At 74.6% G+C, this 25,173-nt stretch carries 23 protein-coding genes; 12 read left to right on the top strand and 11 right to left on the bottom strand.

Annotated features, from left to right (window positions below):
- Positions 1-21 precede the first annotated feature (21 nt).
- Positions 22-1,464: a DEAD/DEAH box helicase gene (locus OG556_RS30030; RefSeq protein ID WP_371521626.1), complete on the bottom strand. Its 1,443-nt coding sequence runs from the start codon at positions 1,462-1,464 to the stop codon at positions 22-24.
- 354 nt (positions 1,465-1,818) lie between these two features.
- A complete protein-coding gene (locus OG556_RS30025; RefSeq protein WP_063350360.1) occupies positions 1,819-2,022 on the bottom strand; it encodes a cold-shock protein in 204 nt (67 codons plus the stop codon).
- Between the two features lie 438 nt (positions 2,023-2,460).
- On the opposite strand from OG556_RS30025, the gene OG556_RS30020 reads away from it, so the two are divergent.
- Positions 2,461-2,688, top strand: coding sequence for a hypothetical protein (locus OG556_RS30020; RefSeq protein WP_371521625.1), 228 nt, complete (start codon positions 2,461-2,463; stop codon positions 2,686-2,688).
- A gap of 179 nt (positions 2,689-2,867) precedes the next feature.
- Positions 2,868-3,230: a hypothetical protein gene (locus tag OG556_RS30015; RefSeq protein WP_371521623.1), complete on the top strand. Its 363-nt coding sequence runs from the start codon at positions 2,868-2,870 to the stop codon at positions 3,228-3,230.
- An 80-nt stretch (positions 3,231-3,310) separates the two neighbouring features.
- Here the strand turns inward: OG556_RS30015 and OG556_RS30010 are convergent, their stop codons facing one another.
- Complete coding sequence (locus OG556_RS30010; RefSeq protein WP_371521621.1) at positions 3,311-3,991, bottom strand: TetR/AcrR family transcriptional regulator; 681 nt, start codon at positions 3,989-3,991, stop codon at positions 3,311-3,313.
- Between the two features lie 133 nt (positions 3,992-4,124).
- Here OG556_RS30010 and OG556_RS30005 point away from each other — a divergent pair, with 133 nt between their 5' ends.
- Positions 4,125-5,156, top strand: a complete 1,032-nt coding sequence (locus tag OG556_RS30005) for a medium chain dehydrogenase/reductase family protein (RefSeq protein WP_371521619.1) — start codon at positions 4,125-4,127, stop codon at positions 5,154-5,156.
- A 196-nt stretch (positions 5,157-5,352) separates the two neighbouring features.
- The gene (locus OG556_RS30000; RefSeq protein ID WP_371521617.1) at positions 5,353-5,943 is read left to right on the top strand and encodes a lytic polysaccharide monooxygenase; all 591 of its coding nucleotides are present in this window, start codon (positions 5,353-5,355) and stop codon (positions 5,941-5,943) included.
- 109 nt (positions 5,944-6,052) lie between these two features.
- Here OG556_RS30000 and OG556_RS29995 read toward each other — a convergent pair whose 3' ends face one another.
- The 5 genes from OG556_RS29995 to OG556_RS29975 form a co-directional block, all read right to left on the bottom strand.
- Entirely contained in the window at positions 6,053-6,532 is a 480-nt protein-coding gene (locus OG556_RS29995; protein ID WP_371521615.1) for a flavodoxin family protein, read from the bottom strand.
- 292 nt (positions 6,533-6,824) lie between these two features.
- Positions 6,825-7,865 carry an NAD(P)-dependent alcohol dehydrogenase gene (locus OG556_RS29990; protein WP_371521613.1) on the bottom strand — a complete coding sequence of 347 codons (1,041 nt, stop codon included), beginning with the start codon at positions 7,863-7,865 and terminating at the stop codon, positions 6,825-6,827.
- Positions 7,866-7,954: 89 nt separating this feature from the next.
- The gene (locus OG556_RS29985; protein WP_371521611.1) at positions 7,955-8,722 is read right to left on the bottom strand and encodes an SDR family NAD(P)-dependent oxidoreductase; all 768 of its coding nucleotides are present in this window, start codon (positions 8,720-8,722) and stop codon (positions 7,955-7,957) included.
- A 43-nt stretch (positions 8,723-8,765) separates the two neighbouring features.
- Positions 8,766-9,416 (bottom strand): TetR family transcriptional regulator, encoded by a 651-nt coding sequence (locus OG556_RS29980; RefSeq protein WP_371521609.1) that lies wholly within the window; start codon positions 9,414-9,416, stop codon positions 8,766-8,768.
- A 164-nt stretch (positions 9,417-9,580) separates the two neighbouring features.
- A complete protein-coding gene (locus OG556_RS29975) occupies positions 9,581-10,291 on the bottom strand; it encodes a G1 family glutamic endopeptidase (protein ID WP_371521607.1) in 711 nt (236 codons plus the stop codon).
- Positions 10,292-10,482: 191 nt separating this feature from the next.
- Here OG556_RS29975 and OG556_RS29970 point away from each other — a divergent pair, with 191 nt between their 5' ends.
- From OG556_RS29970 to OG556_RS29960, 3 genes are all read left to right on the top strand, one after another.
- A complete protein-coding gene (locus OG556_RS29970) occupies positions 10,483-11,436 on the top strand; it encodes a LuxR C-terminal-related transcriptional regulator (RefSeq protein WP_371521605.1) in 954 nt (317 codons plus the stop codon).
- 130 nt (positions 11,437-11,566) lie between these two features.
- Positions 11,567-12,961 (top strand): uracil-xanthine permease family protein, encoded by a 1,395-nt coding sequence (locus OG556_RS29965; RefSeq protein ID WP_371521603.1) that lies wholly within the window; start codon positions 11,567-11,569, stop codon positions 12,959-12,961.
- A gap of 163 nt (positions 12,962-13,124) precedes the next feature.
- A complete protein-coding gene (locus OG556_RS29960; protein WP_371521601.1) occupies positions 13,125-13,847 on the top strand; it encodes a heparin lyase I family protein in 723 nt (240 codons plus the stop codon).
- Between the two features lie 119 nt (positions 13,848-13,966).
- On the opposite strand, the gene OG556_RS29955 is transcribed toward OG556_RS29960, so the two are convergent.
- Positions 13,967-14,101, bottom strand: coding sequence for a hypothetical protein (locus tag OG556_RS29955; RefSeq protein WP_371521599.1), 135 nt, complete (start codon positions 14,099-14,101; stop codon positions 13,967-13,969).
- A 335-nt stretch (positions 14,102-14,436) separates the two neighbouring features.
- Between OG556_RS29955 and abc-f the strand changes: the two genes are divergently transcribed.
- On the top strand, positions 14,437-16,065 hold the full coding sequence (gene abc-f / locus OG556_RS29950) for a ribosomal protection-like ABC-F family protein (protein ID WP_371521597.1): 1,629 nt from the start codon (positions 14,437-14,439) through the stop codon (positions 16,063-16,065).
- Positions 16,066-16,466: 401 nt separating this feature from the next.
- Positions 16,467-17,852 (top strand): MFS transporter, encoded by a 1,386-nt coding sequence (locus tag OG556_RS29945; protein ID WP_371521594.1) that lies wholly within the window; start codon positions 16,467-16,469, stop codon positions 17,850-17,852.
- A 146-nt stretch (positions 17,853-17,998) separates the two neighbouring features.
- On the opposite strand, the gene OG556_RS29940 is transcribed toward OG556_RS29945, so the two are convergent.
- Positions 17,999-18,415: an NUDIX domain-containing protein gene (locus OG556_RS29940; RefSeq protein ID WP_371521592.1), complete on the bottom strand. Its 417-nt coding sequence runs from the start codon at positions 18,413-18,415 to the stop codon at positions 17,999-18,001.
- Positions 18,416-18,874: 459 nt separating this feature from the next.
- Here OG556_RS29940 and OG556_RS29935 point away from each other — a divergent pair, with 459 nt between their 5' ends.
- Positions 18,875-19,795 carry a JmjC domain-containing protein gene (locus OG556_RS29935; RefSeq protein WP_371521590.1) on the top strand — a complete coding sequence of 307 codons (921 nt, stop codon included), beginning with the start codon at positions 18,875-18,877 and terminating at the stop codon, positions 19,793-19,795.
- Between the two features lie 101 nt (positions 19,796-19,896).
- Here the strand turns inward: OG556_RS29935 and OG556_RS29930 are convergent, their stop codons facing one another.
- Positions 19,897-20,028: a hypothetical protein gene (locus OG556_RS29930; protein WP_371521587.1), complete on the bottom strand. Its 132-nt coding sequence runs from the start codon at positions 20,026-20,028 to the stop codon at positions 19,897-19,899.
- A gap of 255 nt (positions 20,029-20,283) precedes the next feature.
- Here OG556_RS29930 and OG556_RS29925 point away from each other — a divergent pair, with 255 nt between their 5' ends.
- Positions 20,284-23,721 carry a lantibiotic dehydratase gene (locus OG556_RS29925; protein ID WP_371521585.1) on the top strand — a complete coding sequence of 1,146 codons (3,438 nt, stop codon included), beginning with the start codon at positions 20,284-20,286 and terminating at the stop codon, positions 23,719-23,721.
- Positions 23,718-25,085: a lanthionine synthetase LanC family protein gene (locus OG556_RS29920; protein ID WP_371521584.1), complete on the top strand. Its 1,368-nt coding sequence runs from the start codon at positions 23,718-23,720 to the stop codon at positions 25,083-25,085. The genes OG556_RS29925 and OG556_RS29920 overlap by 4 nt, the downstream gene beginning before the upstream one ends.
- Positions 25,086-25,173: the final 88 nt, after the last annotated feature.

Genomic DNA, 25,173 nt, shown 5'->3' with positions numbered 1-25,173 from the left:
ACCGGGCCCGCACGAACCGGGTCAGGACCGCGCGGCGGACCTCACGGCGCGCGGATGACGGGCGGCGGCAGCGCCGGCAGGGCGGCGGCGCCCGCCACCGACGGCACCCCGGGCGGAGCGGCGGGGACGCTCGACGACCGGGTCGGGGATCGTCACGGGGATGCCGGTCGGGACGCGGGCGCCGGTGAGGCGGGCGAGTTCGTCGTCGTCGGAGTGGACGCGGGTGGCCGTGGGGGCGATCCCGGCGGTGGCCGCCAGCCGGGCCATCTGGCGGCGCTGGCTGGGCAGGACGAGGGTGACGACGGTGCCGGACTCGCCGGCCCGGGCGGTGCGCCCGCCCCGGTGGAGGTAGTCCTTGTGGTCGACCGGCGGGTCCAGGTTGACGACCAGGTCGAGGCCGTCGACGTGGATGCCCCGGGCGGCGACGTTGGTGGCGATCAGCGCCGTGACGTGGCCGGTGCGGAACTGCTCCAGGGTCCGGGTGCGCTGGGGCTGGGACTTGCCGCCGTGCAGGGCCGCGGCCTTCACCCCGTTGGCGAGCAGGTCCTCGACCAGCGCGTCGGCGCGGTCCCGGGTGTCGGTGAACATGATCACCCCGCCGTCCCGGGCGGCGATGCGGACGATCAGGGTGTTCTTGTCGTGGTTCTGCACATGCAGCACGTGGTGCTCCATGGTGGTGACCGCTCCGGCCGACGGATCCACCGAGTGGGTGACCGGGTCCTTGAGGAAGCGGCGCACCAGGCGGTCGACGTTGCGGTCCAGGGTCGCGGAGAAGAGCAGCGTCTGGCAGTCGGCGGAGACCTGGTCGAGCAGCTCGGTGACCTGCGGCAGGAAGCCGAGGTCGGCCATCTGGTCGGCCTCGTCCAGGACCGCGATGCCGACGTCGTCCAGTCGGCAGTGGCCGCGCTCGATCAGGTCCTTGAGCCGACCGGGGGTGGCGACGACGACCTCGGCGCCCCGGTGCAGCACCTGGGACTGGCGGCCGATCGACATCCCGCCGACCACGGTCGCCATCCGCAGCCGCACGGAGTGCGCGTAGGGGGTGAGCGCCTCGGTGACCTGCTGCGCGAGCTCGCGGGTGGGCACCAGCACCAGGGCCAGCGGGCTGCCCGGCTCGGCCCTGCGGCCGGCGGCACGGGCGGCGGTGCGGGCCAGCACCGCGAGGCCGAAGGCGATGGTCTTGCCGGAGCCGGTACGGCCCCGGCCGAGCACGTCGCGGCCGGCCAGCGAGTTCGGCAGCGTGGTGGCCTGGATCGGGAACGGCGAGGTGACGCCCTGGCGGGTCAGCGTCTTCAACAGGGCCGCGGGCATGTCCAGTTCGTCGAACGACTCGACGGCGGGCAGGGCGGGGGTGGTGCTGACCGGGAGTTCGAACTCCTGCTGGGAGGAGCGGCCCTGGGCCCGGTTCGGGGCTCCGGTCCGGCGGTGCGGACTGCGGTGCGACGGGCGGTTCGAGCGGTTCATACGGAACCTTCCTCAGGACGGCACGTCGCGAGGAAGGCTCCGCTGCACGGGCGCGCGGAGATCACAAGAAACGGGCCGGAGATGTGCCGGGCGGGGCGCGGACGATGCGGCCGGGCGAGGCATGGACGGTGCAGCCACCGGTGGGCGGGCGTCGGTGTGCGCGGTCGGCGCGACACGGCCCGCGCGGGACGGCGGACGACGGCCGAAGGCGGATCCACGGGGCCCGGTACGGCCGGGGCGGCCTGGCGGCCAGGACGGCCGGAGGCGATGGGGGGTGGAACGGCCGAGGGGCCCGCACCGGGCGTAGCGCACGGTGCGGGCCCCTCGCTACCAGGCGAGTGCCGTGGCAGAGAACTACAGCGGGCGAATGTTCTCGGCCTGCGGGCCCTTCTGGCCCTGCGTGACGTCGAACTCGACCTTCTGGCCCTCGAGCAGCTCACGGAAGCCCTGGGCGTTGATGTTCGAGTAGTGGGCGAAGACGTCAGCGCCGCCGTCCTCCTGCTCGATGAAGCCGAAGCCCTTTTCCGCGTTGAACCACTTCACGGTACCAGTAGCCATTAAAAAATCTCCTTCGAGAGACTGTACGAAGTCCGCACCGTGCGGACGCCGAGTCGCCGCGATGAGCACCCGCCGGGGAAAGAGCCGGAAAACAAAAAATGCGCCTGCAATACATCAGCAGGCGCACACAAAGTTCATGGGAACCACTACTGCAACTAAATCGACTGTAGCAGGCCCGGGCTCGTCGCGGAGGATATTCCGCAGCCGGTCTTTCCCGGCCCTCCTCCACGGGCGCGGCCCACCCGCCGACGGGGTCGGCAACGGGTGGTGCCGCCAGGGCAGTTGGGGCACCGGCGGCGGGGCCCGGTCGGGCGGAGAATTTTTCCGGGCCGGGCGGGTCCGCCGAGCCGGGGCCGACTGGTCGTGCCCTGTCACCCGGCGGGGTTCCGGCCCTCCGGAAGGGTCCGCTCCCCGGTTTTTCGGAGCATACTGATCGGGATGACGAAATCACCGGCAGTCCGGCGCCACCTGCCCACCAGTCCCTTCAAAGCCCCGGCCGAGGTGCCCCGCAAGCGGTTCGCCGTGGGCGACCGGGTCACCCACGACAAGCACGGCCTCGGCCGGGTCGTCGACGTCGAGGACGGCAGCGACATCGCGGTCCTCGTCGACTTCGGCTCCCGCCAGGAGCGACTCACCCCTCCGTACGCCGAGATGTGGAAGCTCTGACCCGGGGCTCCCCCCCGGGACACCAGGGCCCGGGCCCCGGAACGATCCACAAGATCTTCCCCAGGACGCCGGACCGTGCGTAGGCCGTAGGACAGGCCGCGCGCACGGTCACGCGCCCGGCCTGCGCCGAACCGTGCACGAGGCCACCGAAGCCGGCGGCGGCGCAATAGTCTGGGTGCATGTCGAACTCTGATGAGCTCCTCGTTGACATCGCCGCCATGGTGGAGTCCGAGCACAGCAACCAGATGTCCTTGACCGTGGTCGTCCCCGGAGCGGTCATCACCGGCCGGCTCGCACCGATGGCCCTCTGGTTCGAGCGGGTGTCGGAAGTCCTGCACACCTCACAGCACTTGAAGCCGTTCGCCGCCCTCTTCTCCCCGCCCTCCGCCGACGTGCCCGCACGGCCGAAGCACCTGCACCTGCACCGGGCGCGGATCCTCCAGGGCGACTTCGGACTGCCCCACACCGGCGGCATGTACCGGATCGCCATCGAGGACGTGAGCAGTTGGACGGTGGGTGACCTCAGCTACTCCGACGCCTGACCTCCGACGCGACGGGCCCCGGGCGCCACACGGCCGCCCGGGGCCCTTTCCGTCCGCGGACCCGGGCCCGCGCCGCGCCGTCAGCGGCCGGTGAGCGAGCGGAGCTCGGCGGCGTAGAGCTCGGCGGGGTCGAACCCCATGCCGGTGAAGTGGCCGGCGAGTTCGAGGGAGAGCACGCCGTGCAGCCGGGTCCAGACGGAGAGGGCCCGGCGGAGGACCGCCGGCGGGGCCGGGTGCTCCCCGGCCCAGGCCCGGTGTTCGGCCAGGTGGGCGTCGAACGGGGACGGCGGCACGGCCGGTGACTGCTCCGCCGGCGCCTGCTCGACGGGCGACCGCTCGGCGGCGCAGGCATCGAGCAGGACGGCCATGATCTCGACGGAGATCCGGGTGGTGTCCTCGGGCGCCCGGTAGCCGGGCACGGGGGTGCCGTAGACGAGCAGGTACCGCTGGGGGTCGTCCAGGGCCCACCCGCGCAGGGCCTGCGCCAGCCCGGCCACGTCGGTACCCGCGGCGGCGCGGGCCCGGAAGGCGTCGGCGAGGCTCCGGTAGGCGTCCCGGACGAGTTCGGTGATCAGCTCGTCGCGACTGGCGAAGTACCGGTAGAGGGCCGGGCCGCTCATGCCCATCCGCTTGGCGATGGCGTTGAGGGACAGTGCGGAGGCCCCGGCGGTGGCGATCTGCTCCCAGGCCCGCTCCTTGATCTCCTCCTGCACCTGGGCGCGGTAGCGCTCCCGGGGAGTCCTCACATCCGACGCGCCCATGGCCGCCTCCAGACCTCACGACGACGACATCACCATCTCGTTAGAGGCTATCACTCCCCCTCTTGACTCTCACCGACGCCTGGAGTTATAACTTCTAACGAAGGAAACAACGTCTATCGAGAAGGAGGGCGTCATGGACACCGAACGCCTCGTCCAGGTCGTACTGCCGGGCGTCGTGGCGCCGGAGGGCCTGGAGATCCGGCACGGAGCCGTACCGCGGGCCGGCCGGGGACAGGTCCTGATCGCCATGGAGGCGAGCGGCGTCTCGTTCGCCGAGCAGCAGATGCGCCGCGGCCGGTACTACGACCAGCCGCCGTTCCCGTTCGTCCCCGGCTACGACCTGGTCGGCCGGGTGCTGGCCACCGGCGAGGGCGTCGACCCGGGGCTGGCCGGGCAGCGGGTGGCCGCGCTGACGAAGGTCGGCGGGTGGGCCAGCCACGTGACCGTCGACGCCGCCGACGCCGTGCCCGTCCCGGACGGCCTCACCGCGGCCGAGGCGGAGACCGTGGTGGTCAACGGCATCACGGCCTGGCAGCTGCTGCACCGCCAGGCGCGGGTGCGCGCCGGGCAGCGGATCCTGGTGCACGGCGCCTCCGGCGGGGTGGGCTCCGTCCTGGTCCAGCTGGCGCGCGCGGCCGGCGTGCAGGTGATCGGCACCGCGTCCGCGCGGCACCACGACGCCCTGCGGGAGCTCGGCGTGACCCCGGTCGACTACCGCACCGAGGACGTGGCGGCCCGGGTCCGGGAGCTGGCGCCCGGCGGGGTGGACGCCGTGTTCGACCACGTCGGCGGGCGCAGCGTGATCGACTCCTGGCGCCTGCTCGCCCCCGGCGGCACGCTCGTCGCCTACGGCAGCGCCTCCACCCGCGACGACACCGGCTCCAAGCAGTGGCCCGTGCTGAAGATCCTCGCCCGCACCTGGCTCTGGAACACCCTGCCCAACGGCCGCCGCGCCCACTTCTACAACATCTGGGCCGGCCGCGCCCTCGGCCGGGACCGCTTCCGCGCCCGCCTCCGGTCCGACCTCGCCCAGGTGTTCGCCGCCGTCGCCCGCGGTGACGTCACCGCCCGGATCGCCGCCCGACTCCCGCTCGCCCAGGCGGCCGAGGCCCTGCGACTGGCGGAGTCCGGGACCGTCAGCGGCAAGATCGTCCTGATTCCCTGACCTGCGGGCGCGGGGCGCGGGGCCCGGCAATGACTCGGCAATGAACCGGCAATGGTTCAGACCATTGACGGCCCGGGCGGGGGCTTCTACGGTGTCAGCACCGACCTGACGCAGGCATGCCATGATCTTCGGCCGCGCCCCCACGCGCGCGCCCTACGTCGGGCGCACACTCCATCCACCCCCACGGAGGAGCACCATGCGCAAACGTCATCTCGCCGGCGCGGCCGCGGCCGCGATCGCGCTCCCGCTCGTACTGGCCCTGCCCGCCCAGTCGCACGGCTACATCAACCTGCCGCCCAGCCGGTCCGCGCTCTGCGGAGCGGGCGGAGTGCCGTGGGACTGCGGCGACATCCAGTGGGAACCGCAGAGTGTCGAGGGCCCGAAGGGCTTCCCCGGCCGGGGCCCGGCCGACGGCACCATCTGCGCCGGCGGGGACGCCCGTTGGGCCCCGCTGGACAACCCGCGCAACGGCACCTGGCCGACCACCCGGGTGACGGCGGGCCAGCAGCTCACCTTCACCTGGTACATCGAGGCCCGGCACTCCACCACGAACTTCAGGTACTTCCTCACCAAGCCCGGCTATGACGCGAGCCAGCCGATCACCCGGGCCAGCCTGGAGCTCACCCCCTTCCTGACCGTCCCCTACAACGGCCGCCAGCCCGCCGCCACCACCACCCACACCGCGACCCTCCCCAGCGGTCGTACCGGGCACCAGGTGGTGGTGGCGGTCTGGGACGTCGCCGACACCGGCAACGCCTTCTACTCCTGCACCGACGTCCAGTTCTGACGGTCCCGACCGCCCTGACAGCTCTGATAGCACTGACTGCCTGACCGCGGCACTCCGCTGCCCCGCCGTCCCTTGCGGCGGGGCAGCACCGCGGCCCCGGCCCGACCGCTCAGGACGCCGTGCCGGTCCGGGCCCGCAGCCCTTCGGCGAACGCGCGCGCCGCCGTCAGGTCGTCGGCGTCGGGCCGGGTCTTGTTGATACCGCCGACGAGCTTGAACGGGGCCCAGGTGTCGAACCCGCGGCACGCGAAGGTGTCGCCCACCTCGAAGCCCTTCTGCTCCAGGACCCGCACGACGGGGCGGGTGAACGGCTGGAACCGCGGCTCGGGCAGCCCGCTGGTGGCGAACACGAACGCCCGGCGGCGCGGCCCCCGCCCCTGCGGGAGCGACCTGACGAACCGGCGCAGCTGCGGGTGGAACTTCATCGAGAAGATCCCCGAGCCGAACCCCACGAGGTCACAGTCGGCGAGTTCCTCGACACCGATCCGTTCGGGGTCGACGACCCGGGCCTCCAGGACCTGGCCCATGACGTCGGCGATCCTCCTCGTGTTGCCGTGGGACACGGAGGTGCACACGATGACGGCCTTCATGACGGCGCTCCTTACGCTTCACGATTCCCGTGCGGCGCGGCCGGACCAGGCCACCCGCTCGCCCCACCCGCCCGCACCGCACCCGATTCACCGGAGGCGGTCGCCGCAGCACGCCACGACCGCACCCGACAGGTAGACCGGGCACCGCCGGAGAACGTGACATCGGCGTGCGCCGAAGACCCCCGTGGATCCCCGTGGATCCCCGACCGCGCATTCCACCCGGGCGGCCGGCCCGCGCGGCGGCACCGCTTCGGTCACCGACCTGCCGCGTCGCTCCGGGCGCCCCGAGGAGTCAGCCGTTGGGGAGGATGACGGCGCGCCCGTTGATCCGGCCGCTGTGCAGGCGCTCGTAGGCGAGCGGCGCCTCGTCGATCCCGTAGGTCTCGACGTGCACGTCCACCGCGCCGGCCCGGGCGAGGTCGAGGACCTCGATCAGCTCCGCGCGGGTGCCCCAGTACGGGGAGGCCACCGAGACCTCGTACGGCAGGGTGCCGAAGCCGACGGCCAGGGTGCCGCCGCCGAGGCCGACGATCGTCACGTCGCCCTCCACCGCCGCCATCGCGCCGGCCGCGGCCGTCGTGGGCGGGGCGCCGACGAAGTCCAGCACCACCTGGGCGCCGACGCCGCCGGTGAGTTCGCGCACCCGGGCGGGCGCGGAGGCGTCGGAGCGGACCGTCTCGTGCGCGCCGACGCTGCGGGCCAGCGCGAGCTTCTCCTCCGTCACGTCCAGGGCGATCACCCGGGCCGCGGTCATCGCGCGCAGCAGCTGGATCGCGACGTGGCCCAGGCCGCCGGTGCCGATCACCACGGCGGTGCTGCCGGGCGTCAGCTTGCCGAGCGAGCGCTTGATGGCGTGGTACGGGGTCAGGCCCGCGTCCGTGAGCGGCACGGCCCTGACCGGGTCGAGGCCGCCGAGCGGCACCAGGTGCCGGGGGCTGTCCACCACCATGTACTCGGCCATCGCCCCGGGGGCGCCCAGGCCGGGCGGGCGGATGCCCAGTTCGGCGGCGCGCAGGCAGTAGTTCTCCTTGCCCTCCGCGCACTTGGCGCAGTTGCCGCAGCCCCACGGCCCGTAGACGGCGACCGGTTCGCCCTCGGTCAGGCCGGTCACGCCCGCGCCGAGCGCGGCCACGGTGCCGACGCCCTCGTGCCCGAGGGTGAGCGGCAGGGGGAAGGAGAGCCGCTCGGCGGGCATGCTCATCACGGCGATGTCGGAGTGGCACACCCCCGCCGCGGTGACCTTGAGCAGGACCTGGCCGGGGCCGGGCTCCGGATCGGGGACGGTGACCACCTCGGGGGCGGCGCCGACGCTGCGGTACTGGACTGCCTTCATGGGTTTCGGACTCCCTCTCTCTGCCCCCCGGACGTGTCTGTCCCCCGCTTGCGCTGCGCCTGCTCCCGGACGGGCCGGTGACGGTCCGGTCAGCGGGCCGCGTAGCCGCCGTCGACCAGGTGGTAGCTGCCGTGGATGAAGGAGGCCCGGTCGGAGAGCAGGAAGGCGGTCAGTTCGGCGACCTCCTCGGCGCGGCCGAGCCGGCCGGCCGGGTGCAGGGCGACCAGCGCCTGACGCGCCTCCTCGTCGGCCGCGCTCAGCAGCGGGGTGTCGATGAAGCCCGGGCCGACGGCGTTGATCCGCACGCCCTGCGCGGCGTACTCCAGGGCGGCGGTCTTGGTCAGGCCCACCACGCCGTGCTTGGCGGCGGCGTAGGCGGGCGAACCGGCGAAGCCGTTGGTGCCCAGGATCGAGGCCATGTTGACGACGGCGCCGCCGCCGGCCGCCAGGATGGCGGGTATCTCGTAGCGCAGCGAGTAGAAGACGCCGTCGAGGTTGGTGGCCAGGACCCGGCGCCACTGCTCGGGCTCGTACGCGCCGGTGGGAGCCTTCGCGCCGCTGATGCCGGCGTTGTTGACGGCCAGGTGCAGGGCGCCGAGGCCGTCCACGGCGGCCTGGACGGCGGCCCGCACCGACTCCGGGTCGGTGACGTCCGTCCCGATCGCCAGGGCCCGGGCGCCGGTGGCCTCCAGTTCGGCGGCGGCCTTGCGGGCGCCCTCCAGGTCGAAGTCGGCGACGGCGACGGCCGCGCCGCCGGCCGCCAGGCGGCGGGCCACGGCGAGGCCGATGCCGGAGGCACCACCGGTGACCAGTGCGGCCTTGCCGGTGAACTCCTGGGGGTGGTCGGTGCCGGTCATGGCGTACGTCCTTTCGTGCGGGTGCGCCGGGGGGCGCGGTGGTTCAGGCCGCCGGGCCGTCGGGGGGCGGTTCGGCGGCGAGCAGGTCGAAGGCCCGTTCCACGAGGTCGGGCAGATCCGGTTCGTCGGCGCCGACGGGGTGGCGGACCCAGGCACGGGAGGCGGCCTGGAGGGCCGCCACGCCGAGGCCGACGGCGACGGCCGGGCGCAGGTCGTACTCCGGGTCCAGGCCGAGGCGGGCGGCGGCGATCCGGATGGAGGCCTCCTCCTCGTCGACGCAGATCCGCCGGTAGGCGGCGGTCAGCGAGGGCTCGGCGGCGATCAGGCCGAACAGTTCCCGCACGCCGGGGCGCCGGTGCCAGGCCGGGTCCCGCTCGTCGCCCAGCCAGACCCGCAGCGCCGCGCGGTAGGCGGCCACCGGGGTCTCGGCGGCGGCGCGGGCCGCCAGTGCCGCGTTGATCCGGCCGAAGTCGGCGCGCAGGCAGTCCAGCACGGCGTCCTCGCGGGAGGCGAAGTACCGGCTGAAGGTGCGTCGGGAGACGTCGGCCCGGTCGGTGACGTCCTCGACGGAGACGGCGGCCAGGCCGCGGTCCAGCACCAGCTGGAGGGCGGCGGCGGCCAGTGACTCGCGGGTGCGGCGCGCCTTGCGGTCACGCCGCCCCTCGGTGCTGTGCTCGGCCTTCTCGGTGGTCACGGGAGCCACCGTACACCCGGAAATGTCTCACTGGGACATGAGTCCCGACGGGACGCGAACCGGCCCCGGCCCTCGCGGGAAGGCGGGGGCCGGGGCGAACTCGGAGGCGGGTCCGGCGGAACGGGTCAGGCCGATGGGTCGGGCGGCCGGGTCAGGCGGCCGGGTCAGGCGGGGACTATCGCGAAGGAGCCGTTGCTGAGCGCGGTCTCGGTGTAGGGGCCGCTGTTGATGGCCTGCGGGGAGTAGCCGTCGAAGACCTGGCCGTTGACCGTGACGCCGGAGAAGTCCAGGCGGCTGAAGGAGGGGTAGCTCTGGCTCGGGGACTCGATCACGGCCTCGGCGCTGACGTTCTGGCCGTCGAGCTGCTGGGTGGTGGTCTCGGTCCAGCCCTTGGTGTTGTCCGTGATCTGCAGGGCGTAGCTGGAACCACCGCTGTTGACCACCGAGGCGGTGAAGCTGTCGCCGGCGTCCACCGGGTCGCTGAAGTACTGCGGCGGGGCCGGGTACATCTCGTACCAGGCCGAGTAGACCGCGGAGCCGCTGGAGCAGTCGGCCTGGACGCCGGTCTGCTCGACGGTCTGCGAGCCGTAGCCGTCGATGCCGACCCAGGGGGCGAACAGGTCGTTGGTGGTGTTGCACTGCACGGCGGGCATCGTCCAGGAGCCGGAGACGCTCTGGAAGCCGTTGCCCTGGGCGACGTAGCCGCCCCAGACTCCGCCGTCGTAGCGGGCGCCGTGGCCGAAGCGGTGTGCGGCGCCGTAGCCGTGCGCGGCGGTGTGGGTGGCGGGGGCGGCGGTGGCGGGGGTCGCGGCCGCGGCGGCCGGGAGGGCCAGCAGGGCGGCGAGCACGAGCCGGCCGGTGCGGGAAAGGGCCATGGGGGGCTCCTTCACTGGGGGTTGAGGGGGTGCCGCCCAGCTTGCGGGCGCCGCGGGCGGGCCGGGAAGGGAGCCGCGTGGGCAGGAACCCGACATGGCGGGAACATGTCGGCCGATCAATCCCTTGATTTCGGGCACCGAGTGGCGCACAGTCGGCTCGTCCACTGGCGGTGCAGGACGAGGAGGGCGCAGTGTCGGGGACGGGCATGCTCGCCGGACTCGGCCTCGGCACGGTCGAGGAACAGCTCTACCTGCGGCTGCTCGGCGTCCAGGCCGCCGACCCGCAGTGGCTGGCCACCCAGATGAACCTCCAGGCCTCGATCGTGCTCGCGGCGCTGGTCTCGCTGGCCGCGCAGGGGCTGGTGGAGGCCTGCGCGGCCGGGGCCTGGGCGGCGGTGCCGCCGGACGTGGCGGTGGAGGAACTGCTGCTGCGGCGCGAGGTCGAACTGCGGCGCGCCCGGGGGCGGATGGGCGAGCTGATGCGCGCCTACCGGCAGGGCCGGGACGGCAGCGGCTCCGACGGGCCGGCCGAGGTGATCTGCGGGCGCAGGTCGGTCGCCGAGCTGTGGCGCACCCTGCAACAGGGGGTACGCCGACAGTTGCGGGTCCTGGACCGGCCCCCGTACATCCGGCGCAGCGATCCGCAGACCGAACTGGCCCTGCTGGCAAGGGGGGTGACGACCAGGGTGGTGTACCACAGCCAGGTGCTGCGCGATCCGGAGCGCCTGGCGGAGATCCACTCCTTCACCACGGCCGGGGAGCAGGCCCGGGTGCACACCGAACTGCCGCTGAAGCTGGCGCTGTTGGACGACCGCTGGGCGCTGCTGCCGGTCAGCGCGGGCACCGAGCTGCAGAGCGTGCTGCTGATCCGGCCCTCCACCCTGCTGGACGCGCTGGCCGGGCTGTTCGAGCTGTACTGGGCGCAGGCGATGCGGCTGCCCGCCCTGCCGGAGGAGAGTCCGGAGGACCGGCACCGCCAGCTGCTCCCGCTGCTCGCGGCGGGGCTCACCGACGAGTCGATCGCCCGCCAGCTGGGGGTGTCCACCCGGACGGTGCAGCGCTGGGTGCGGGAGCTGATGGACCGGTTCGGGGCCCGGACCAGGTTCCAGGCGGGCATCCAGGCGGCCCGGGCCGAGCTGCTGTGAGCCGGCCGCGCCGCCGTCGGCCCGCGTGAGTGCGCAGGTCAAGGCCGGGCCGGGTGCGCGCGGGAGGCCCGGTGACCGGGAGAATGGTGCGGACAGTTCACCGGAAGTACAGAGAAAGCGAACCCCCACCATGGATCTCGGCGTGCGCTGGAAGCTGCACGGTGACGGGCGTACGCCCGCGCCGGGGGCGGTCGTCCGCCCCGACGAACGGCTCTCCTGGCCCCGCACGGCAGGGCTCGGCGCCCAGCACGTGGTGGCCATGTTCGGCGCGAGCTTCGTGGCGCCCGTGCTGATGGGGCTCAACCCCAACCTGGCGATCATGATGTCCGGCGTCTCGACGATCATCTTCCTGCTGGCCACCCGCGGCCGGGTGCCCAGCTACCTCGGCTGCTCGCTGTCCTTCGTGGGCGTGGCCGCGGTGATCCGGGCGCAGGGCGGCACCAGCGCGACCGTGACCGGTGCGGTGTTCGTGGTGGGCGCGGCGCTGTTCCTGGTGGGCCTCGCGGTCCAGCGGTTCGGGGCACGGATCATCCACGCGGCGATGCCGCCGATCGTGACCGGCGCGGTCGTCATGCTGATCGGCTTCAACCTCGCCCCCGTCACCGCGTCGACCTACTGGCCGCAGGACCAGTGGACGGCGCTGCTGGTGATGCTGTTCACCGGTCTGGCCGTGGTGTGCCTGCGCGGCTTCTGGTCGCGCGTGGCGATCTTCCTCGGGCTGCTCTTCGGGTACGGGATCTCCTGGCTGTTCGACCAGGTCTTCGGCAGGATCCACTCGGTGGACGCAGGCGGCCACCTCACCGACCACTGGCGCCTGGACCTGTCGGGCGTCGGCAAGGCGGACTGGATCGGCCTGCCCGACTTCCACGGCCCCTCCTTCCAGTGGTCCGCGATCCTGGTCGCCCTGCCCGTGGTGATCGCGCTCGTCGCGGAGAACGCCGGGCACGTCAAGGCCGTGGGCGAGATGACCGGGCAGACGCTGGACGACAAGCTCGGCGTCGCGATCTCCGCCGACGGCGTCGGCTCCATGCTCTCCACCGCGCTCGGCGGCCCGCCGAACACCACCTACTCCGAGAACATCGGCGTCATGGCCGCCACCCGGGTCTACTCCACCGCCGCCTACTGGGCCGCCGCCGGCTTCGCGCTGCTGTTCGGCGTCTGCCCGAAGTTCGGCGCCGTCGTCGCCGCGATCCCCGGCGGGGTGCTCGGCGGCATCACCGTCATCCTGTACGGCATGATCGGCCTGCTCGGCGCGCAGATCTGGATCAAGTCCAAGGTGGACCTGCGCAACCCGCTGAACCTGGTGCCGGCCGCCGCGGGCATCATCATCGGCATCGGCAACGTCACCCTGAAGTTCACCGACACCTTCAGCCTCAGCGGCATCGCGCTGGGCACCCTGGTCGTCATCACCGGCTACCACACGCTGCGGGCGCTGGCCCCCGCGCACCTCAAGACGCAGGAGCCGCTGCTGGACGAGGGCACGTCCTCGTACGACGAGGGCTCCGCCGAGGAGCCTCGCCGGTAACGGACGACCCCGGGTTCGGGTTCAGGTCGACACGACGGCCGGCGGAAGTGTCCGAAAAGGATCTTCCGTCGGCCGTTCCGTCTGGCCGGACGGGCCGGGCGGTGGTCGAATCGCCGCGTACACCCGTCCCCCGCCCCGCGCCACTCATCCCCCCGGGAGAGGCATGTCCGTTCCGATCCACCGCCGCAAGGCCGCCGCCGCGGCCGCCGCCCTCGCCACGTTCGCGCTCACCTGCGGCGGCCAGGCCTCCGCCGCCGACGCGGGCAAGGTCCTGTGGACGCCGAGCACCAGCACCGGCCCGTCCTCGTTCAAGGCCGTCCAGTGCGCGGCCGGCAACTTCGGCGTCGTCAAGGACTCCGCCAAGGGCAACGTGTGGCGGGCCTTCCAGGCCGCCGGCGAGGAGCGTTGCGAGACGCTCAGCCCGGACCTGAAGCAGGGCGACACCTTCTACCTGGGCTGGTCGTCCAAGGTGGACATCAAGGACACCAACAGCCGGTACGTGTTCCAGCTCAAGTGCTCGCCGAGCACCGACACGGCCAACCACCCGATCGAGATCGACATCGTCAACGGGCGCGTCCGCCTCCAGGAGTGGGACACCGACCACGTCGCGCACTCCCTGTGGACCGCGCAGACGGCCAACAACACGTGGCACTCGTACGCGCTGAAGATCCGTCTGGGCCGCACCGACGGCACCATCGACTTCTGGTTCGACGGCGCGAAGCAGACCTTCACCACCGGCTCCGACACCTTCACGGGCACCACCTGGGACGGCGACCGCAACTACCTCAAGTGGGGCTCCTACCACCCCTCCTCGGGCGACGCGACGAACACGTTCACCAGCCCGATCATGGCGACCACCCTGGAAGCGGCCACGGCCGGCTCCTGACGGCGCGCGGGCCCGGACCGGTGAGCGGTCCGGGCCCGCGGTTCCGGACGTCGCCGAACTCGCACGACCGGCCGAAGCCGGCCGTTCCGCTCACCCGCCGAGCCCTCGCCGCCGCCGCTTCAGGGCCGGGGTTCCAGGTAGTCGCGGATCGCGTCGCGGTTGCGGGTGAGACAGTCGATGCGCTCGTCGAGCCGGCCCGGTTCGCGCCGGAGCAGTGCGGCCGGTTCCGGCCCGGGGGTGGCCGGGAGGGTCACCGAGCCGTGCAGGCAGGGGATGACCGAGCGCAGGACGCGGGAGGGCGGAGCGGGCGGCGGTCACCGCAAGGGGTGGCCGACGTCGGATAAATGCCGTGCGTGCCTGGCCGCCGGTGGCTACACTGGCGCGGACTTCGACCGTCCGTATGCCGAGGAGACCAGACGTGGTGGTGGACGACGACATCTCCGGGTGAGTCCCGGACCCGGTAGGCCACCGACCGGTGCGTACGAGCACCGTCGGCGTGGCCCCGTCGTCGTGCCCTTCTCCCATCCGTCTGCCCCCGGGCGCCGGCTGTCTGCTGCGCCGCGCCCTGCTCCTCTGTGAGGCCACCTCCATGTCCGGCGCTCTCGTCGTCTGCTCGAACCTGTCCTTCTCCTGGCCCGACGACACCCCCGTCTTCCAGGACCTGTCCTTCTCCCTCGGTGCCGGCCGCACCGGCCTCGTCGCGCCCAACGGCACCGGCAAGAGCACGCTGCTGCGGCTCCTCGCCGGGACGCTGCGGCCCGCCGGCGGATCCGTCACCGTCACCGGCACCCTCGGCCACCTCCCGCAGACCCTCCCCCTGAGCGGCGACCTCACCGCCGCCGAGGTGCTGGGCGTCGCCGCGATCGTCCGGGCCATCGACGCCGTGGAGTCCGGGGACGTCGACGAGCGGCACTTCGCCGTCATCGGCGACGACTGGGACATCGAGGAACGCACCCGCGCCCAGCTGGAACGCCTGGGCCTGGCCCACCTGGCGCTGGACCGGCGCCTGGGCACCCTCAGCGGCGGCCAGATCGTCTCCCTCGGCCTGGCCGCCCAACTGCTCAGGCGCCCCGACGTGCTGCTGCTCGACGAGCCCACCAACAACCTCGACGCCGACGCCCGCCACCGCCTCCACGACGCCCTGGACGACTTCCGCGGCGGCCTGCTCCTGGTCAGCCACGACCGCGCCCTGCTCGACCGGATGGAGCGGATCGCCGAACTCGACCGCGGCGAACTGCGCTTCCACGGCGGCAACTTCACCGCGTACGAGGAAGCCGTACGGGCCGAGCAGGAGACCGCCGAGAAGAACGTGCGCAACGCCGAACAGGAACTGCGCCGCGAGAAGCGGGAGATGCAGCAGGCCCGCGAACGCGCCGAACGCCGCCAGGGCAACGCCGCCCGCAACCTGAAGAGCGCCGGCCTGCCCCGCATCTTCGCCGGCACCATGAAGCGCGGCGCCCAGGAATCCGCCGGGCGGGCCGGCCAGATGCACGCCGAGCGGGTCGGTGAGGCGAAGGCCCGGCTGGACGAGGCCGGGCGCGCGCTGCGCGAGGAGCAGCGCCTCTCGCTGGACCTGCCCGACACCACCGTGCCCGCCGGGCGCACCCTCTTCCTCGGCGAGCGGCTGCGCGTGCGGCTCGGCGACCGGGAGGTGTTCACCGGCCGGGGCGTCGACCTGACGGTGCGCGGCCCCGAGCGCATCGCGCTGACCGGCCCCAACGGCGCGGGCAAGAGCACCCTGCTGCGCCTGCTCAGCGGGGACCTCACCCCCGAGGGAGGCGACGTGCGGCGCGCCGAAGGGCGCACCGCCTACCTCTCGCAGCGCCTCGACCTGCTGGACCCGGAGCGCACGGTGGCCGAGAACTTCGCCGCGTACGCCCCGCAGCGGCCCGAGGCCGAGCGGATGAACCTGCTCGCCCGCTTCCTCTTCCGCGGCGCCCGCGCCCACCTGCCCGTCGGGGTGCTCTCCGGCGGCGAGCGGCTGCGCGCCACCCTGGCCTGCGTGCTCTGTGCGGAGCCGGCCCCGCACCTGCTGCTGTTGGACGAGCCCACCAACAACCTCGACCTGGCGGGCGCGGCCCAGCTGGAGAGCGCGCTGAACTCCTACCGGGGGGCCTTCGTGGTGGTCAGCCACGACGAGCGGTTCCTGCACGGGATCGGCGTACAGCGGTGGCTGCGGCTGGCCGACGGCGAGCTGGCGGAGGGCGCGCCCGCGTAGCGGGAGACGGGCTGCGCCGTTCGGTGGGCGCAGCCCGGTGCGCCCACCGGCGGAACGGCGCGATGTGGCGCCGGTCACAGGATCGGGGCCCTCGGGGGCCTCCGGGTGAGAAGGGTCACGCCCGGCGGGCGGGCGGGCGTCCGGACGGCGACAGGGCCCGGCAGGACTGGGCGGGCGGGGTCGCGACACGGTCCGAGGTCCTGTCCGCTTCGGGACCTTCGTCGCGACTTCGGCCGACCTTCGGCCCGGTGGCGGCCCCCTCGCACCCGGGCAACCGTGGACGGTCGCCCGGTGTGAGCGGGTGATGGCGCCGTCCGCCGGACGGCGTCTTTCCTTGCCGTCTACCCGGCGCACGGTGAGCGGGTCATCCGCCGTCGTACGCTCCGGAGGACCCCCAGCACATGTCCCAGACCATCGACAACGCCCCGTATACCGCCTTCCACCGGAGACTGGCCCTCGCCTGTTCCGGTGGACCGCTGCTCGACGGCTACATCCTGAGCATCGTCGGCGTCGCCCTGATCGGGATGCGACCCGAGCTCGGCCTGTCCACCGCGGAGGTCAGCCTGATCGGCGCCGCCGCGCTGGTGGGCATGTTCGTCGGCGGCGCGCTCTTCGGCGTGCTGACCGACCGGATCGGCCGGGAGGTGATGTACACCGCCGACCTGCTCGTGATGGTCGCCTGCTCGGTGCTCTCCTTCTGGGTCGACACGGTGTGGGCGATCGCCGTGCTGCGCTTCGTGCTCGGCATGGCCGTGGCCGCCGACTACCCCATCGCCACTTCCCTGCTCGCCGAGTGGCTGCCCGCCAAACAGCGCGGGCGGCTGCTCGGTCAGCAGATCATCGCCTGGTACGCCGGGTCCGTGCTCGCCTACGTGGTGGGCTACGCGTTCCTGGAGCTGGCCGGGCCCGGCAGTTGGCGGTGGATGCTCGCGAGTTCCACGGTGCTGTGCGTGGTGTTCCTGGTGATCCGCCGCGGTACGCCGGAGTCCCCGCGCTGGCTGGCCGCCCACGGGCGGGTCGGCGACGCGGTGCGCGTGGTCGAGAAGCACCTCGGCGTCCGGGTGGACGGCCGCGAGCTGATGCCCGACCCGGCCGAGCGCGGCCGCCCCGGCGGGCTGCGCCTGCTGATGACCCCGCCCTACCGGCGCCGCACCCTGTTCTGCGGTCTGTTCTTCCTCTGCCAGGTCGGCCCGCTGTTCGCGATGCTCACCTTCGGCCCGCAGATCCTCTCCTCCTTCGGCATGCCCGGCGGCACCGTGATGGAGACCCTGGGCACCGGGCTGATCAGCCTCGTCTTCCTGCTCGGCTGCTACCCGGCCCTGCGCCTGATCGACACCCGCGGTCGGCGCCCCGTCATCATCTGGTCGTTCGCCCTGATGGCCGTCCCGCTGGCCCTGCTGGGCGTGTGGCCCACCGCTCCGGCGGCCGTCGCGCTGACGGCGCTGTGCGCGTACGCCTTCCTGTGCGGCGGGCCCAACGTCCTCGACTGGACCTACCCCAACGAGCTGTTCCCCACCGAGATCCGGGCGACGGCGGTGGGTGTGGCGACCTCGGTGAGCCGGATCGGCGCGGCCGTCGGCACCTACCTGCTGCCGCTGTCGCTGTCCGGGCTGGGCACCGGTCCGACCATGCTCATCGCGGCCGGCACCACCGTGGTCGGCCTGCTGGTGTGCATGCTGTGGGCCGAGGAGACCCGGGGCACCGCCCTGGGAGCCGCCCCGGCCGCGGGCCGCACGACCGCCAGGCCGGCCGTCCCGGGCCAGCGCGTCCCGCAGACGGCGCGCTGACGGCCACTGCCTGACGCACGCGGCGGCGCTGCCCGGAACCTTCCGGGCAGCGCCACCGGGCTTTTACGGGCCGCTGACGGCCCGGGGCGGCCCAGTGCGGCCCGACGGTTCCCACCGGGCGCGCGGCGCGGACCGTCGGGCACGCCCTACGGCAGGTCGCCCCGCTCGCGCAGCAACGGCAGGAGGTGGTCGCGCACGGCCGGGGCGAGGCGGAGGGTGTCGTCGCGGCCGTCGGTCCAGCGCAGGGCGGCGAGTTCGGCGGCGGGGACGGGGGTGCGGTCCAGGGCGGCGGTGAAGACGGTCATCAGCATGGGCACGCCCTCCAGGGCGGCGGTGGCGCGGATGTCGACGAGGTGACAGGGGTCGACGGGCACGGCCCCGAGTTCCTCGCGCAGTTCACGGGCCAGCGCCTGGAGCGGGTTCTCGCCCGGGTCGGGCTTGCCGCCCGGGAGGTAGAAGACGTCGGGGGCGGCCTGCTTGCTGACCACGAGCAGTCGGCCGTCCTGGACGATCGCGGCGGCGGCGACGGCGAGGGGGGCGGTCGGGGCGGCAGAGTCGATCATGGTCGGGATTGTCGCAGGTGGGGGCCGTGGTCGGCACCCGAGCAACCCGGGCGGCGAGCCGGACGACCGGCCGAACCTTCAAATGTGACGCTCATCACAGGCGATCGGAACGGCCCGCCGACCCCCTCGGGGCGGTGCGGAGCGGCCGGCGCCCCGGCGGCGGTGCCTGTCGCACCGGAGGACGGACGGGCTGCCGGAAGAACGGGCCGCGTCCGCCGCCCGACCTGGGGGGTCGGGACACGCCGACCGGGAGCCGGTGCCGGCGGCGCTCGCCCGCTTCACCCCTCGACCCGTCCGCCCGCGACGGGCCCCCGCAGCGCATCGCGGTTGTCGCCCCGTGACGCGAAGCTGGCCGATCCCGGGCTGGTTGGCGGATTCCCGCTGAACCCGACTCAGATGTTCATCCGTAGGTTATGCGACGGTCGACCCGTGGTGGGCCGCTGGACGGAGGGATGGACGATGGGACGAGTTCTGACCGAATTGGTGGGCGACGCGGCGACGTTCGCCGAGGCGCTGGAGGAACGCCGGCCGCAGGTGTTCCGCACCGCGGGCTGGCCCGCGGGGCTGCCCCGGCCGGGCGAGCTGGACGAGGCGCTGCGCGGCGGACTGCTGCGGGTGCCCTACGTCGAGATGGTCCGGGCGGGTGCGGTCGTCCCGCCCGCGGAGTTCTGCACGACCCGGGTGGTCGCCGGGCGCCGGGAGGAGGGCTTCGCCGACCCCGACCGGATCGCCGCCCTGCTGGCCGACGGCGCCACGCTGCTGCTGCCGCAGCTGGACCAGTGGCACGCGCCGGTGCGCGCGCTGGCCACCGACATCGCGGTCGAACTGGGCCGCCGGACCGAGGCGTTCTGCTTCGCGACGGGTGCCGGCCGACGCGGACTGGACGTGCACCGGGACGACGCGGACGTGCTGGTCGTCCAGCTCGCGGGGAAGAAGGAGTGGACGGTCCACGAGGCCCCCGCCGACGGGCGCTGGCGCCCGGGGCTGGCCCCCGAGCCCGGCGCGGTGGCGCTCAACTCGGTGCTCGGGCCGGGCGAGGTGCTGTACGTGCCGCGCGGGGCGCCGCACACCGCGACGGGCCATCAGGGCCTGTCGGTGCACCTCTCGTTCACGATCCGGGAGGCGGGCACGGGGCAGCTGCGCGGCGCCGTCGGCGAGTGGCTGGCCGGCGGCGGCTGGGCGGACGGGCTGCCGGAGCGCCCGGCGACACCGGCGGAACTGCTGGACACGGCCGCGGAGGTGCTGCGGCTGGGCCGCGCCCGGCTGGCCGAACTGACCCCGCAGGAGCTGCTGCGGCTGGCCCGGGGGCCGCTGCCCGCGCCGGTGACGGACGACGGCCGGGCGGCGCCGGGTCACGGACCGCTGGCCGCCGGCGGCTGAGCCGGGCCCGGACCGGGCGGGGCCCGAACGCACGAGGGCGCGGCTGCCCGGACCGTCTGGTCCGGGCAGCCGCGCCCCGTAGTGCCGGTACTGCTACCGGACTAGATGCACCACGGACGGGTGCAGGACCCCTCACAGGAGATGCTGATCGCGGACTCCTCGCGCTCGCCGAGCTCGCCCGAGACCAGGTCCTGCACGTCAAGGTCGAACAGCTCCAGCATGTCGTCGGCCATGAGGGCCTCCCTTCGTCAGTGCCACGGTTGACCGCGGCGGACTGCAGCGGACGTTAGGCACTCCTGCATGGGCCCAGCAATGGTTCTGCACGGATGAATGGATTAACTCAGCCAAAAATCGAAACAGTTCGATCGATGGTGGACAGTTTTCGATCGCCGGGGTAGACACGACCCGACCCGCCGTCAGGAGTGCGGACCGCGTGGCGGCATCGGCACGAGGCGTGTGGCACGAGGCACCGAGGCACGAGGAGCACAGTGGTCGAGACGCACGGAGCGCCCCAGGACGGACTCTTCACCGCGACCGGCCCGGTCCTGCTGCGGACACCCGCGCTGCCGCGCTCGCACCGTCACACCGTCCCGGCCCCGGAGTCCGCCGACCCCGCACACCCCGCGTCGGGGTCCACCGACACCGAGCTCCTGGCACACCTCGCCGAGGCCGCCGCCGACCCGGCCCTGCGCGAGGCGATCGAGCTCTCCAGCCCCTCCCTGGCCGACCTGCTCGACCAGGTCGCCGCAGGCACCGTGCCCCGCCCGGCCGCGCTGCGCCGGGCGGCCGAGGCGGTCAGCCGCTACCGGCTGCGGATGGCCACCCGGCCGACGCCGTTCGGGCTGATGGCCGCAGTGGCGCCGGCGCGCTTCGGTGCGGCGGCCAAGGTCCGCTGGGGCGGGGCCGACCGCCGCGCCCTGCGGCCCGACCTGGGCTGGCTGCTCCCGCTGCTCGACCGGCTGCGGACCGACCCCGCGGTGCTGCCCGGCCTGCGGCTGGCCGTGGACCAGCAGGCCCGGCTGCGCGGCGGTCGCCTGGTGCTGCCGTACCTGCCCGAGCGTCGGCCCGCCGCCGGTACCGGCGCCGCTTCCGGTGCCGAGGCGGAGCCGGTCGCCGAACGGACCGTACGGGCCACCGCCGTCGTCCGGGCCGCGATCCGGACCGCCGCCGAGCCGGTCCGGCACCGCGACCTGCTGGCCGCGCTGACCGCCGACTTCCCCACGGCCCCGGCCGAGGCCGTCACGGCCCTGGTCCGCTCGCTGGTCGGCCAGGGCTTCCTGCTCACCGACCTGACGCCTCCGCCGGACAGCACCGACCTGCTCGGCCATGTGCTCGACCGGATACCCGCCGACCACCCGGTGCACCCCGAACTGGCGGCTGTCCGGGACGCGTTGGCGCAGGCCGCCGCCCTGCCCGGCGGACAGGCCACCGACCTGCTGCGCGAGCTCCGGACCCGGATGACCCGGCTCGCCCCGGCCGACCGCCCGCTCCACGCGGATCTCGCCCTGGACGCCGAGGTGGTCCTGCCGGACCAGGTCCGCACCGAGCTGGAGCGGACCGCCGCGCTCCTCTGGCGCCTGGCGCCGCAGACCCCCGGGCCCGAGCACCTGCGCGCCTACCACGCGGAGTTCGTCGAGCGGTACGGCACGGACAGCCCCGTCCCGCTGGCCGAACTGCTCGACCCCGACACCGGCCTGGGCCCGCCGGCCGGCTACCGGCGCCCGGCCGGCCCCCGCGGCACGGCCAACCCCCAGCCCACCCGGGCCCGCACCGACGCCGACGCGGCCCGCGACCGGTTGCTGGCCGAACTGGCGGCGGGCGCCCTCGCCGACCGGGAGCCGGACGGCACGCTGCCCGAAGTGCTCCTGGACGACGACCTGCTGGCCCGGCTGGCCCCGCCGCGCGACGAGGCGGGCGGCGCCGTCGACACCCCGCCCGCCTCCCTGGAGCTGTACGCCGAACTGGCGGCGGACTCCCTGGAGGCGCTGGACGCCGGGGACTTCCGGCTCGTGCTCTCCCCCGTCGCCGGCAGTGACCGCGCCGGGGCCACCTTCGGCCGCTTCGCCACCCTGCTCGCGGGCGCGGGGGGCGACCGCGGCCCGGCTGCCGGACCGGGTACCGAACCGGGCCGGTCGACGGGCGACCCGGCGGCGGCCGGCGGGGCCCTGCTGGCCGAGGCCGCCGGGTCCGTACGGTCTGCCGGGCCCGCCGGGCCCACCGGATCCGGCGACTCCGGCGCACTCGAAGCGCACCTGGAGTTCACCCCGTACCGCGCGCGCCATGCCAACATCGCCCTGACCCCGCGCTGGCTCGACCACCGGGTGGTGGTCAGCGCCTTCGCCGACCCGGGCGGCCCCTCCGTACTGCCGCTGGACGACCTGGTCGTGCTGGCCGATCCCGACCGGCTCGCGGTGTACTCCCGCCGCCTCGGCCGGGAGGTCCGCGTCGCCACCCATCACGTGCTCAACCTGCGCAGCGGTGCGCCCAACGCGGCCCGTTTCCTCCAGGAGGTGACGCTGACCGGGCAACGGCCCTGGCAGCCCTGGGACTGGGGGGCGGCGAGCAGCGCGCCCGTGCTGCCGCGCGTCCGCCGGGGCCGGGTGGTGCTGGCCCCGGCCACCTGGCGGCTGACCGCGCCCGTCCCGGCGGCCTCCGCCCCGTTCGAGCAGTGGGACGAGGGCCTGGCCCGCTGGCGCCGACGCTGGGGAGTGCCGGCCGCCGTCCGCCTGATCAGCGGCGACCAGCGGATCAGCCTGGACCTCGACCTCCCGTGGCACCGGCGGCTGTTGCACAGCCAGGCGCGGTCCGCCGAGCCCACCGTGCTCCAGGAGGACCCCAATCCGGCCGGCGACGGCGGCTGGCTGTGCGGACCGGACGGTGCGCGGACCGCCGAACTGGTGGTCCCGCTGCGCCGCAGCACGACCGGGCCGACCGCGTCCGGACCTCGCCGACCGCTGCCCGCCCGGCGCGACCGGACCGTCGAACTCCCCGGCGGATCCTGGCTGTTCGCCCGGCTGGCGGCCACCGAGGCGCGCCAGGAGGAGATCCTGGTCGAGCACCTTCCCCGGCTGCTCGACGCCCTGCCCGCCGACGTGGACCGCTGGTTCTTCATCCGCTACCAGGACTCCGCGCCGCATCTGCGGCTGCGTTTCCACGGTGCGCCGCCGGTCCTCGCCGCCCGACTGCTGCCCACCGTGCACGACTGGGTGCGGGAGCTGCACAGGGCCGGGCTCGCCGCCGACCTGCGCCTGGAGGGCTACGCGCCGGAGACCGACCGCTACGGCGGCGCCGAGGTGCTCGCCGACGCCGAGCGGGTCTTCCAGGCCGACAGCCTGGTCGCGCTGGCCGCGCTGCGGCTGGCCCGGGCGGAGCGCTCGCTCTCCCGGGACCTGCTCGCCGCCGTGAACCTCGCCGGCACCGTGCAGGCCTTCCTGGCCGGCCGCGCGGGGCAGTCGGCGGGGCAGCCGACGGGAGACCGCGTTCCTGACGGCGGGCCCGAGCGCGGCACCGGCCTCCCCGCCGGCCCTCCCGACGACCAGCCGGCCGTTCCCGGCGTGCCCTCGGTCGGAGCCTGGCTGGCGGGGGCGTATCCGAAGTCGGAGCGCCACCACCAGGCGTTCCGGGCCCAGCGTGCGGCCGTGTTGCGGGCGATCGGCCCCGACGGGCCGGCCGTCCCGGCGGGCGGCCTGCTGCCCGCCGACCCCGCGCTGGCCGACGCCTGGCGGCAGCGGGCCGTCGCACTCGCGCGGTACGCGTCCAAGGTGGAGCCGTCGTCGGCCGACCCGGTGCTGGCCTCGCTGCTGCACATGGGCCACAACCGGCTGATCGGGATCGACCGCGAGGCCGAACGCCGCGCCTACGCACTGGCCCGAGGCGCCGTCGAGGCCCACCGGGCCCGCCGCTCCAGCCCGCGGGAGGGGCGATGAACACGACGGATCCGATCCGCGCCGTGGCCGAGTTGCTCAGCAGGCCCGGTGCGCTCGAAGAACCGGCCGCCGACACCACGACGTCCTCGGCGCCCGTGCCGCCCCCGGCGGCGCACGCGCTCGGGGCCGGCCGCAGCGGCGCCGCGCTCGCGCTCGCCGTGCTGGCCGACCGCGAGGACGACGCCGCGCTGCGCCGCGCCGCGCACGGGCACCTCGCGGCCGCTGTGAAAGCCCCCGGGGCGATGCGGGGCGGCGGACTCTTCTCCGGCGCCGCCGCGATCGCCTTCGCCGCCCGCACCATGGCGCGGCGCCCCGGCGAGTACCGCACGCTGCTCGACGGGCTGACGCCCCGGGTCCGGCAGGCCGCAGCCGGGCGCGTCGCCGACCTGCGCGCCGATCTGGCCGCCGGCACGGGCCTGCGGGCGCACACCTTCGACGCCGTCTCGGGCGCGGCGGGCCTGGGCCGGCTGCTGCTCGCGCTGGAGCCGGCCGGACCGGCGCTGGCCGACCTGCTCACCGCGCTGGTCGCGCTGGCCGAGCCGACCGGCGGTGTGCTGCCGCGCTGGTGGACCGCCGGTGGACCGGGACTGCCCGGCGCGGCTCCCGGCTTCCCCCGGGGGCACCTCAACCTGGGCCTGGCCCACGGGGTCCCGGGCCCGCTCGCCCTGCTGGCGCTGGCCCGGCTGCGCGGTGTGCGGGTGCCCGGGCAGGACGAGGCGATCGAGGCGCTGGCGAGCTGGCTCGCCGCCCGGCGGATCCCCGGTCCGGTCGACCCGGCCGGCCCGGTCGGGCCCGTCCCGGCCGAGCCGGTGCCCATGGGCCCCGACGCGGCCGGGGGCCGACCCGGCGTGGGCGGCTCCTGGCCGATGACCGTGCGCGTCGAGGACGAGGAGGCCGGCCGGCTGCCGACCGACCAGCCGACGCGCGCGGCCTGGTGCTACGGAACCCCCGGTGCGGCCCGCGCGCTCTTCCTGGCGGGCGCGGCCCGCGGCCGCTCCGACTGGCGGACCACCGCCGTCGCGGCGCTGACCGACACGCTGCGCGACCCCGCCGGCTGGAACCTCCAGGGCCCCGGGCTCTGCCACGGCACCGGCGGCCTGCTGCGGATCGCCCAACGGATGGCCGAGGACTCCGGCTCCGCCGAACTGACCGCCCGCCTGCCCGGGCTCGCCGCCACCGTCGCGAGCCGGCTCGACACGGCACTCGGCGCCGGCGACCCGCCCGGCCTCCTGGAGGGGACGGCAGGCGCGGCCCTCGCCCTGCACGCCCACGCCCATGCCCATGCCCGTACCGCTGCGCAGGCGTCCTCGGCGGGCACCGGCGACGCCGCCGAGGAGTGGGACGCCTTCCTCCTGATCTGCTGAACTACTGAACTGCTCGACTCCTGAGCCGTTGAGCCGTTGAGCTGCTGATCAGCAGGAAAGCCGCCCCACCCGCCGGGCCGTCACTTCT

It is taken from the genome of Kitasatospora sp. NBC_01300 (assembly GCF_041435235.1).
In the GTDB taxonomy this organism is placed as follows: Bacteria; Actinomycetota; Actinomycetes; order Streptomycetales; family Streptomycetaceae; genus Kitasatospora.
This window is presented reverse-complemented; position numbering and strand designations above follow the sequence as displayed.

Bases quoted from the DNA above. Each gene is read 5' to 3' on its own strand.
- OG556_RS29945 (WP_371521594.1), top strand. From the start codon at position 16,467: ATGTCCCAGACCATCGACAACGCCCCGTATACCGCCTTCCACCGGAGA.
- OG556_RS30010 (WP_371521621.1), bottom strand. From the start codon at position 3,991: ATGGGCGCGTCGGATGTGAGGACTCCCCGGGAGCGCTACCGCGCCCAG.
- OG556_RS29940 (WP_371521592.1), bottom strand. From the start codon at position 18,415: ATGATCGACTCTGCCGCCCCGACCGCCCCCCTCGCCGTCGCCGCCGCC.
- OG556_RS30025 (WP_063350360.1), bottom strand. From the start codon at position 2,022: ATGGCTACTGGTACCGTGAAGTGGTTCAACGCGGAAAAGGGCTTCGGC.
- OG556_RS29985 (WP_371521611.1), bottom strand. From the start codon at position 8,722: ATGACCGGCACCGACCACCCCCAGGAGTTCACCGGCAAGGCCGCACTG.
- OG556_RS29975 (WP_371521607.1), bottom strand. From the start codon at position 10,291: ATGGCCCTTTCCCGCACCGGCCGGCTCGTGCTCGCCGCCCTGCTGGCC.
- OG556_RS29920 (WP_371521584.1), top strand. From the start codon at position 23,718: ATGAACACGACGGATCCGATCCGCGCCGTGGCCGAGTTGCTCAGCAGG.
- OG556_RS29960 (WP_371521601.1), top strand. From the start codon at position 13,125: ATGTCCGTTCCGATCCACCGCCGCAAGGCCGCCGCCGCGGCCGCCGCC.
- OG556_RS30015 (WP_371521623.1), top strand. From the start codon at position 2,868: ATGTCGAACTCTGATGAGCTCCTCGTTGACATCGCCGCCATGGTGGAG.
- OG556_RS29935 (WP_371521590.1), top strand. From the start codon at position 18,875: ATGGGACGAGTTCTGACCGAATTGGTGGGCGACGCGGCGACGTTCGCC.
- OG556_RS29995 (WP_371521615.1), bottom strand. From the start codon at position 6,532: ATGAAGGCCGTCATCGTGTGCACCTCCGTGTCCCACGGCAACACGAGG.
- OG556_RS30020 (WP_371521625.1), top strand. From the start codon at position 2,461: ATGACGAAATCACCGGCAGTCCGGCGCCACCTGCCCACCAGTCCCTTC.
- OG556_RS30000 (WP_371521617.1), top strand. From the start codon at position 5,353: ATGCGCAAACGTCATCTCGCCGGCGCGGCCGCGGCCGCGATCGCGCTC.
- OG556_RS29930 (WP_371521587.1), bottom strand. From the start codon at position 20,028: ATGGCCGACGACATGCTGGAGCTGTTCGACCTTGACGTGCAGGACCTG.
- abc-f (WP_371521597.1), top strand. From the start codon at position 14,437: ATGTCCGGCGCTCTCGTCGTCTGCTCGAACCTGTCCTTCTCCTGGCCC.
- OG556_RS29990 (WP_371521613.1), bottom strand. From the start codon at position 7,865: ATGAAGGCAGTCCAGTACCGCAGCGTCGGCGCCGCCCCCGAGGTGGTC.
- OG556_RS29965 (WP_371521603.1), top strand. From the start codon at position 11,567: ATGGATCTCGGCGTGCGCTGGAAGCTGCACGGTGACGGGCGTACGCCC.
- OG556_RS30030 (WP_371521626.1), bottom strand. From the start codon at position 1,464: ATGAACCGCTCGAACCGCCCGTCGCACCGCAGTCCGCACCGCCGGACC.
- OG556_RS30005 (WP_371521619.1), top strand. From the start codon at position 4,125: ATGGACACCGAACGCCTCGTCCAGGTCGTACTGCCGGGCGTCGTGGCG.